Here is a 6,745-nt window from a genome sequence, read left to right on the forward strand (position 1 = left end):
GCAATCCCCGGAATCCGCATACTCGGCAAGGACGTTAGCCGGATCGACGGTCTCGGCCCCTACCTCGCACTTAAGCTTATCGCTGAGTGCGGCGACGAACCTCTCCGCTTAGCCGACCGCAAAACACTTTACGTCTTGGCTCTGCTTGGCTTGGCGCCGAGCAACAAGATCTCCGGCGGCAAAGTGCTCTCGCGCGCACACGCCGCCCGGGGAATCGAGTCGCGGCGCTTCTGCGGCTTGCTGCGGCGACCGCGGAACGAACCGGTACAGCGCTAGGCGCCTTCTACAGACGGCGCTCAGTACGCATCGGCAAGGCAAAGGCAGTGACCGCAGTGCTGTTCTACAACGCGGTGCAACACGGGATGCACTATGTAGATTCGGGCGCGTCCTCCTACGAGACCCGACACCGTGCGCGAGTGATTGCCAATCTGCATCGGCGAGCCAAGGGCTTCGGAGTTGTACTCCAGCCCATGGACCCACCTCCCAGCATCGCCGTTTCTTAGGAAAGCGTGTTGGCTGGCGAACGCGATCGTCGCGACGTGGCACGGCGGCGAGCCCAGTGGACAAAGTACCAAGGTCGCGTCGAAGCTGAGCGGCTGGTCTTCATCGACGAGACCTGGACCCGACATGGCACCTTTGCGAGGATGGGCGCCGCGTGGGCGCAGACTTCCCGCCAGGGTTCCTCACGGCCACTGGAAAGACCATGACCTTCCTGGCGGCCCTGCGCCACGACCGGATCGATGCACCATGGTTCATCGAGGGGCCGATCGATGGGGTGAGCTTTCGCACCTATGTCGAGAGGGTTCTTCTGCCTGTCCTTCGGCCCGGCGATATCGTCGTCTTGGATAACCTCGGCAGCCATAGGAGCAAAGCAGTTCGCTAGCTCATCCGTTCGGCCGGAGCCAAGCTGTTCTTCCTGCGAAAATACTCACCCGACCTGAACCCGATCGAAGAGGTCTTTGCCAAGCTCAAGCACCTGCTCCGCAAGGCAATCGCACGAACCGTCGATTCGGTCTGCGCCGCCATCGGCGAGCTCCTTGACGCCTTCACGCCCGAAGAATGCGCCAACTATCTCAAAAATTCAGGGTATCGAACCTAATGCCATCACGCTTTAGAGCTGGGCGATTTGGCTTACAAGACCCAGCGTGTCATTGGCGATCCGCGACGTGTTGCCGTTCTCGCACCGGGACTATCATGCCGAGCTGATCCCGCCGCTCGAACGGTTCACGCCCCAACTGCAGCCCAGGCATTGCGTTTTAGTCGGTGTGGAAGTGCGCGGTTACTGGCAAGCCGGCGGCCAAAGTCCGGTGGAGGCAACGGCTGCGCCGTCCATTGCGGTGCAACAATGTTGCCTGTTCTTGAGGTGCTGCGCCGACGGCCTCAAGCGTCATCGCTCTGGCTCCGGAACCAGCATATTGGAAGCGCTTTCGGCGGGTGCGGAGCGCACGGCGCAGTACGAACGATTGGTGCATAACGCAGGATGACGAGGCTGCTCAACGAACTCCCGTCCACAGTTTGCGGACCACCCTCTTGCTGTCAAGCTTGTTGCGTCACGCGCGCCGCGATTCCCTATGGCAGCGCGCTCCAAGACGGCGAGATCATGTGCCTCGCGCATCGCTATCAGCTGACCTATGACGTGCAATTCCATCCGACCTTATCCAAGAAGCCAGATACTGCTTATGCACTTCTGCGACTTCCAGAGACTTCTGAGGGTGAGAACGACCAGCCGCGTCTTCGAACGGACTTCAGTCCGCCCCAAGAGCGGCTGGGCAATGGCTTGGTCGACGAGATTGGCACCAATGACGTGCACCGATCAACTTGGTGTGCCGGTCAGTCTGGCATGCTGAGATCGCAAGCAGCGAACGCGCGCGCTCAGCGTCCGCATCGGACGGCACTGCTTCACATGTGTGAACTCGCTAGACGACATTCGTGGGCGGCTGCTTGATCAGCTTGACACGCGCTACACTGCACCGGCCGTCGATGCTGACAGGCACCTCCCCCTCAAGGGTCGCGCGACGAACGACCCGACGCTGCTCGCCGTAATCGTTGGCGGCATAATGCATCGTGGCGCGGTTGTCCCACATAGCGACATCGCCCTGCTTCCAGTTCCAACGGATGGTATTTTCTGGCGCGGTGATATGAGACTCATATAGTTCTAATAGCCTTTGGCCGTCATATTTCGATAGATCAACAAAACGTCTCGCATAAGCGCCGAGCACCAGCGTGCGCTCGCCGGTCTCGGGATGCACACGTACGACGGGATGCTCGGTTTCGAAGCGCGCTCTGATAAGGGCTTCGTCATCGGGATTCCTATCGGCCTCGGTAGGTCGCATAACCACGTCGAGACTGTGAACAGCCCAGAGGTCGTCTGCAAGACGTTGCAGCGGCCGCGGCAAGTCGAGATATGCGGCTGCGGTGTTTGACCATACCGTGTCCCCGCCGATTGGTGGGATCACAACGCCTCGCAGTATCGAAATCTTGGGATAGGCATCCAAGCAGGACCAATCGATGTGCCAGAAGTTAGTCGGGAAAGGTGGGCATGCGGAATCAATCGCTATGATCGACATCGTCCCCTTACTAGCATCGTATGTCGGATTTGGCGCAGGCGTCCCAAAACGCATGGCAAAGCGCTCCTGCTCGATGTCGTCGAGATGACCCTGGTCGCGGAAGAAGATGACTTTGTGCTCAAGCAGCAGGCTGTTTATCGCAGCAATGGCCGGCGCCGGCAAAGCGCCCGATAGTTTGATACTCCTGATTTCAGCGCCGATGCGCGGCGTGAGTTTGACGACATCGGTATGCGGAATGACACTATCGATCAGAACCGTTTCACTCATTGCGGCATCCTCCAGGTTGCGGGTTCTTCGCCAGGCCAAGCTATTCAGCTGCGCCACGAAAGCCAATCACTCATAGTACCGCAAGCGATCCGGCGAATATTCGAACGGCTATCGGCAGGCCCTGAAGCATTTACTGAACGTTCGCAAGGGCGACCGACGTCCGAAATTTGCATTAGAATAGAAGCGCGATCGCGCTGAATGAAAGCAGTTTGGCTTCAGATCGAAACGGACTAAAGAACCGGGCCACCATCCTCGATAAGTGAAATTCTTCTTGTGCTGTATGAGAATGTCTTTGCCTGGCCCAAGTCGCCGTTGGAATCGATAAGTCCGATCGATCTATTCTCAGCAAAAGCGCGTCAGCTCGGCACTTTGCAAGCACTTGTAGAATTTTCGGCGTACATCCTTGATCCGGCTTCAAAGTCTGGTACTCTTGCGGGCTCGCGGCCGATGTGGCTTCGTTCATATCGCCTCCTGTTCGCTGGTGGTTAGTATTACATCTCTCTATCGCCACCGCATCTATCTCTTTTGGTAGGCTGATCTTACCCGATCGAGGTCGGCGCGATTGCACAGGTGGAAAATAGCCATTACGCGAATTCATGAGATGCTGACCGAATGGCTTGCCGGTGCATTCGAGCTCGGACGCCGGCTAAAAGACAGCGTGCATCCGCGCTGGCACGCGCCGACAAGTTTTGTCCGCCTCGTTGAGCAACTCCGTCTGCAGCGGCGTCGCGTCCCAGACACCGTCCGCAATGAAATGGTGCAGCTGGTCGTAGTTGCCCGTGGCAGGCGGTTCGCCATCGGCTGAACGCTCTTGCGATCGCCGACCGATCAGTCCCGCAACATACAGAGGACACATCTGCTGCCGAGTCTTATGACCCAGCCGATCCAAGAACGGCGTCAGCCAGCGTTCAAGTTCGTCTTCCGACCCCGCCGATGGTCAGCCCTCCATGAGCCGACCACTCATGAATCACTGAAAAATTGATTTGGGAAACCTATAAAGCATAGCAAAATCGACAATTTGCCAAAGTAGTGTTAGGGTCCAGCCTCAATTGAGCCAATATGGGACGAGAGCGGCGGGATAAACAACGGCCAAGGAATTCCGGGCTGCTTGTCATATCGGTTGGCGATGCGCCGGAAGTTCTTGAGCCTACAAAAGCAGCGTTCGATGACATTTCGGCTTTTGCACGCACGTTTGTTGAAGCAATAGACGATGACACGGTTAGATTTTTTTGGGGATTGCGTGCTTGCGCCATGAGGGCTCGCCGGCGCATCTCGGGTCGATGCCGCGGGGCGCGCGACGCGAAACGATTTCGCCGCGAAAGTTCCCATCGTGACAGCTTTCGAGGTCGGAAAGCGATCCTCATCGTGCTGCTCGAGACATCGATGATTTCGAAAGACTCCACTGGACCGACCCTTGCGCATCGTGATGCGAGGATGCGATGTAGCTCCTCCGCCGGCGCTCTCTTCGTGCGACCTACAGGTGCGAGCGGTCGGGCATATCTGCGACACCGGCCTTGCCTAAGACCTACCCGTTGAACGGCTGAATTGAGGTCGGTTTGAGCAATCGGAAGCTTCCATTTGCGACGACACGAGACGCAAATCCCGACAAAGATGCAAAATTTCTCTTTGTGACATCTGTGAACGCCACTTGCATGGCAACATAGTCAATGGGCTGCCGGAGGGCAGGCTCGATCGCCGTGCTGACCATGAAGCAAGCTCTAGCCCGCACTCACCACCGAATTGAGGCGTGGTCTCCACGAGTCCGCCGAGCTTAAGCCGAGGGCGGTCACTCAGCCGTAGATGGCTCGCCGGCATGCGCCGCTGTGTTAACCCGTCGAGGCCGCCTGACCTCAAACCAGCACGAAGCCGCAGTCAGCAATGTCGCGAGTCCAAGAGGATGAGATCTTGCGTCTCGTGCCCAGACTCGGCACGCGTTGAGGTATGGGAAGGGATGGTCCTTGACGCGAGCTTCTCGGTAAGGAGCGAAGCCCACCAATTGATCAAGCTTCCGGCGGCGTCACGGTGAAGCACTTGGCGCTTCTTGCCGTGCAGACCAACATGTACGACGTTTCAATCAGAAGCGCTAGAGTACCTGCGCGCTATTGCCTAAGCGACGCTTGCAATCACCGGGACAGCACTCCGTTCGCGGCGGTTCATGGCGAAGAGGCTGTTCACGCTTCAGCCGATGGCTGTTGACTTATACGCACCACCCTCGTCGCATGGCAGTATGCGATTTCTGTCCGAAAGCAAACGCGGGACGTGTTTCAGGTCCGCCAACATGTTGCGCAATTGACATTTCGACCGAAAACCCGAGGCGATCCGCATCGCTCGCGCTGGCCCAAATCATGCACGGCGATGAGAGCCAGCTCTGGTGCCTCGAAAGCACGACCTTTGCCCTCTGAGTGAACAGGTGTTCGCAGACGAGGCGACGCCAGAAAGGAGAGAGGAAAGCACATGCGCGACGAGATGAGTAATCCCCTTACGTCGACTAAGCTTGAAGAATATTTCAGCGAAGATTACTTCCATTTTGGGGATGTGGTCAATCCGCCGGAGAAAAGTGACCGGGAAGTAGAGGCAATTTGGCAGCTTCTTTCTCTTAGAGAAGGCAGCTCGGTTCTTGAACTTGGATGCGGCTACGGGCGGATTACCAACCGCTTGGCGGAAAAAGGAGCGCGAGTAGCCGGACTTGATATCTCGCCTGTCTTGCTAAAAAAAGCCGAAGCGGATGCCGCTGAACGCGGGGTAGATGTTGAGTATGTCCTTGGCGACATGCGCTCACTTCCCTGGCGAGATCGATTTGACGCTGCTTTTCTTTGGTACACGACGTTTGGCTATTTCGATGACGCGGACAATGAAAGAGTTCTTCTTGAAGCCGCATCTTCACTTCGAAAGGGCGGACGCCTCCTAATCGATCACAGCAATCGCTTCGCTTTGCTACGCCGCGACTGTTACGTTACCCAGCGAAACGACGATCTGAGAATCGATATAATGAGCAACGATGTGCTCACCGATCGTCGGATCTGCGAAAGGATCATCGTCCGCAATGGATGCGTTCGACGAGCGCATCTTTCTTACGGACAGTATGGGTTTTCACAATATGTTCGCATGTTGCGAAGTGCGGGACTCGAGACTATCGACGCTTATGGACAGGAGGGCGGAGCGTTTACATCCGATAGCCCGCGTCTCCTGGTTGTGGCCCGCAAATAATTCCAATGGCCGCAGTTGACCTGTGTCGAATTGCGAGGGGTGATGGTCGTAGGACGGTCGCTTCTTTGATCGTGCGGTTCATGCGCTCGACTCTGGCCATTGATCTAGGAATGCTTGATCTTAGTCAGCCGATGTTCAATGCCATTCTCTCGGCAGCGCATATCGAACATATGCATCGCGTATCTTGCTGTCGGGTCGTCCGCGTAGCGGCGGAAAGGTGATCTGGAGGCTATTGTCGGGGAAGACTGTGTGGGTGTTGTAGGGAACAGCGGAGATCAGAGCTTCCGAGAAGGCTGCGGCTGAGGTCTTTCCCGTCTTCCTGGCCAGTTGCACGAACACGAACCTGCTGGTGAGGTCGATCGCGACGTTCAGGTAGAGCTTGCCTTCGGCGGCTTGCAGTTCAGCGGTGTCGATATGGAAATAGCCGGTCAGATAAGCCTTGTTTTTTTCAGCCTGCTGCCCTCGACTTCCGACAATCGACTGATCCCATGGCGCTGGAGGCAGCGATGCACGGATGACCGCGTCAGATGCGGGATGGTTCGCTGTAGAGCATAGAGGTAATCGTCGAGCGGCAAGAGCGTATGCTGCCAGGAATTGGCCGAGGATCTTGCACACCGTGTCCTGGACCAATTTGGCCAAACACGCATGCCCTGCCGCCGGCCCCTGTTCGCGCGCATGGCGCGACCAAGAGCCGCGTCGTCCAC

At 57.2% G+C, this 6,745-nt stretch carries 5 protein-coding genes and 3 pseudogenes; 4 read left to right on the forward strand and 4 right to left on the reverse strand.

Features of this window, described 5'->3' with window-relative positions:
• The 3 genes and pseudogenes from FXB41_RS39845 to FXB41_RS39860 form a co-directional block, all read left to right on the forward strand.
• Window positions 1–276, forward strand: a 276-nt coding sequence (locus tag FXB41_RS39845; RefSeq protein WP_219685651.1) for a transposase, incomplete at its 5' end; no start/stop codon positions are given.
• 239 nt (window positions 277–515) lie between these two features.
• Window positions 516–1,099 (forward strand): annotated as a pseudogene (locus tag FXB41_RS41380) (IS630 family transposase); the annotation flags it as partial.
• Window positions 1,100–1,145: 46 nt separating this feature from the next.
• Window positions 1,146–1,484 carry a hypothetical protein gene (locus FXB41_RS39860; RefSeq protein WP_219685653.1) on the forward strand — a complete coding sequence of 113 codons (339 nt, stop codon included), beginning with the start codon at window positions 1,146–1,148 and terminating at the stop codon, window positions 1,482–1,484.
• Window positions 1,485–1,916: 432 nt separating this feature from the next.
• On the opposite strand, the gene FXB41_RS39865 is transcribed toward FXB41_RS39860, so the two are convergent.
• The 3 genes and pseudogenes from FXB41_RS39865 to FXB41_RS39875 all read right to left on the reverse strand — a co-directional run.
• Window positions 1,917–2,834, reverse strand: coding sequence for a TauD/TfdA dioxygenase family protein (locus FXB41_RS39865; protein ID WP_219685654.1), 918 nt, complete (start codon window positions 2,832–2,834; stop codon window positions 1,917–1,919).
• Window positions 2,835–3,480: 646 nt separating this feature from the next.
• On the reverse strand, window positions 3,481–3,690 hold the full coding sequence (locus FXB41_RS42130; RefSeq protein WP_376707543.1) for a hypothetical protein: 210 nt from the start codon (window positions 3,688–3,690) through the stop codon (window positions 3,481–3,483).
• Window positions 3,691–3,879: 189 nt separating this feature from the next.
• A pseudogene (locus tag FXB41_RS39875) lies at window positions 3,880–4,067 on the reverse strand (IS5/IS1182 family transposase); the annotation flags it as partial.
• 1,221 nt (window positions 4,068–5,288) lie between these two features.
• On the opposite strand from FXB41_RS39875, the gene FXB41_RS39880 reads away from it, so the two are divergent.
• Window positions 5,289–6,041 carry a class I SAM-dependent methyltransferase gene (locus FXB41_RS39880; RefSeq protein ID WP_219685656.1) on the forward strand — a complete coding sequence of 251 codons (753 nt, stop codon included), beginning with the start codon at window positions 5,289–5,291 and terminating at the stop codon, window positions 6,039–6,041.
• A 46-nt stretch (window positions 6,042–6,087) separates the two neighbouring features.
• Here FXB41_RS39880 and FXB41_RS39885 read toward each other — a convergent pair.
• Window positions 6,088–6,628: pseudogene (locus tag FXB41_RS39885) on the reverse strand (transposase family protein); the annotation flags it as partial.
• Between the last annotated feature and the right edge of the window lie 117 nt (window positions 6,629–6,745).

This window comes from Bradyrhizobium canariense (assembly GCF_019402665.1).
GTDB lineage: Bacteria > Pseudomonadota > Alphaproteobacteria > Rhizobiales > Xanthobacteraceae > Bradyrhizobium > Bradyrhizobium canariense.